The organism is Xenorhabdus sp. PB61.4, from assembly GCF_963894935.1.
Classification (GTDB): domain Bacteria; phylum Pseudomonadota; class Gammaproteobacteria; order Enterobacterales; family Enterobacteriaceae; genus Xenorhabdus; species Xenorhabdus stockiae.
Window position 1 is genome coordinate 1 of record NZ_CAWQJR010000105.1, and the last position, 2,301, is coordinate 2,301.

General features: G+C 48.2%; 1 protein-coding gene. It reads left to right on the forward strand.

From position 1 onward, the window contains the following. Positions 1-121: 121 nt before the first annotated feature. Entirely contained in the window at positions 122-2,134 is a 2,013-nt protein-coding gene (locus tag AACX68_RS06265) for a hypothetical protein (RefSeq protein ID WP_228860827.1), read from the forward strand. Positions 2,135-2,301: the final 167 nt, after the last annotated feature.

Sequence of the window (2,301 nt, forward strand, 5' to 3'; positions counted from 1 at the left end):
ATAGAAACTAAATTCCAAATTTTGGATTGGAATAAAATAGTGTTTTTATATTTTTTCTGTTCAGTAGAAAAACACATCAAATTGACACTAATTATGATTATGAAAAAACGTAGGAGGTACCATGTATAACTCTTGTCCACCGGGTATGAATCCAGGTATGTTTAACTGTTGTCCGCCAGGGATGAACCCAGGGTGGATCATCGATTATATCCAGTCGGTAATTAACCAGAAGATTATCTGCAATGAACTACAGGCAGGCCTGCTCAACTGTCAAGGCAACGTGCTGGCACCAGCCACGCGCATCGTGCGTTGTGAGGACTTAAGTGCGTTAGTTAAAGAGGCCATTCAATCAGGACAGATAGCCATACCTGGTATTGACGCGCTGACCTTTGACGGCACGGATATCCGGTTAGTGGATCAGGCGGGCGTAACTCATGATATTAATCTGGCTTCTATTGCGCCGCAGAGTCTGACCAGTAGTGCCCTCAGCGTATCGTTGACGATGAAAGACGGTACTGTACATACGGTGGATCTGACCGCAGCAGTGGCGGACGCGATAGCGAAAAAGACTCTGACCAATGCGGTGCTCACCAAAGACAATACACTGGTGTTGACGCTCGGGGACGGTAGTCAGGTCAATGTGGATCTGGAAACCCTCTTGGCGGACACCCAGTTGGTCAGTGGCAGTGTCAACAGTGCCGGGGACATTGAGCTGGTACGCGGAGACGGCACGACAGTGACAATCGACGCCAATGCATTGCGTAAGGTGAAAATTGACCGCGACAGCCCTTTTACCGGGAACGGTGATGATGTACCGCTCAATATGGATTTTAGCCGGGTATGCTGGAAAGTCATTGACAGTATCACGATGGACAACAATGGGCTGCACATTAAGATTGATAACCAGTGCGATGCAGTGACTCTGCCGATGTCTGCTATCCAGCAGGCACTTGCCGATAAAATCAGCGTCTGTGTGGGGGGGAGTGGCTTTATCACTGGCAACGGCCAGAGTGGGTCATGTCTGGATCTAGACCTACAAAAAATCATGAACGCGTTAGTAGCGAACGCCAATGTGATTAACACTCTGATCAACAGCCTGAACAATAAGATTGCGGTCAGTACCAACGGCACGTTAAGCGGCAACGGTACGACAGCCAGTCCACTTAGTGTCGTTGTGTCATTGGATAAGGGCAACCTGCTTACTCTACGTCCAGACGGGCTGTATTACGGACAACAAGCGTCGAAGGATGTGTCCGAGCTGTACGTCGATTCCGTAGCTGGTGATGATAAAAATCCGGGTTCGCAGAAGCAGCCGTTAAAAACTCTGCAGGAGGCACTAAAAAAAGTACTGGACGATCAGAGTAACAATATTTATTTACGCTGTGGGGGTGAGTATCTCTGGCCCAGTTTTGCCGTGTCGAACGGGGCAACGCGGAAGATTCTGGCGTATGGTGACCCCTACATTGATGGAAATAAGGTTCCTCAAGTGACCCCGGAACGGCGTTCCTACCATTGGTGGGTAAGGGATGCAGTTGTCCGGCCCAAGATTTATGTGCAGGTGGGTTATAACGAAAGCATTCAGGTTTATGCCAACATGGCGGCCGCCCCACAAAATGGGGGAGTACTGGAGTGTACCGGACTGGAATTTATTTGTGAGGGAGTTAATGACCCTGGAACGCCGAGTGCTCCAGCAGACTTTGATCCGAAAACATGGGTACGCTGGAGTACTTACATGGTATACGGTAACAGTTCGGGCAAAGTGAATTTTTACGGCTGTAAATTTCAGGGCAGTTATGCTCCCAAAATCCTGCCGGACAACGTGGGCGAAGACTGGTGGGGCATCGTGGGCAAAGATAGTGTGGGGGAGGGGGCGCAGCCCAAATTCACGGCCTGTTCTTACATCAATTTGGTGACCACACCGGGACAGAAAAAATATCCGAATATTATTAACGTTTCCTCGGGCATGGCGCAACTGGATATACGGCCTTATGACGATAGTTTTGGTGACCTACCGGGCTATGAATATTTGGTACAGAATATGGCCAACGCGGTGGATATTACCAATGTATTAACAGGTATCGTAGCGGATCAGAACGGTGTGCCCCGTAATCTGACCGCAAATATTGTGATTTAGGAGGACGGATGTCAGAACGGCACTATTACAAATAGCCGATAGTAGTAGTTAAGGCTAGACCCTGTTTCTAAATTTGTGTAATTGCCTGTTTTTGATATGTTTAATTTATCAACTAAAACAGGTGAAAAGATGGACGAGAAACAGTTACAAGCCCTGGCTACTGAGCT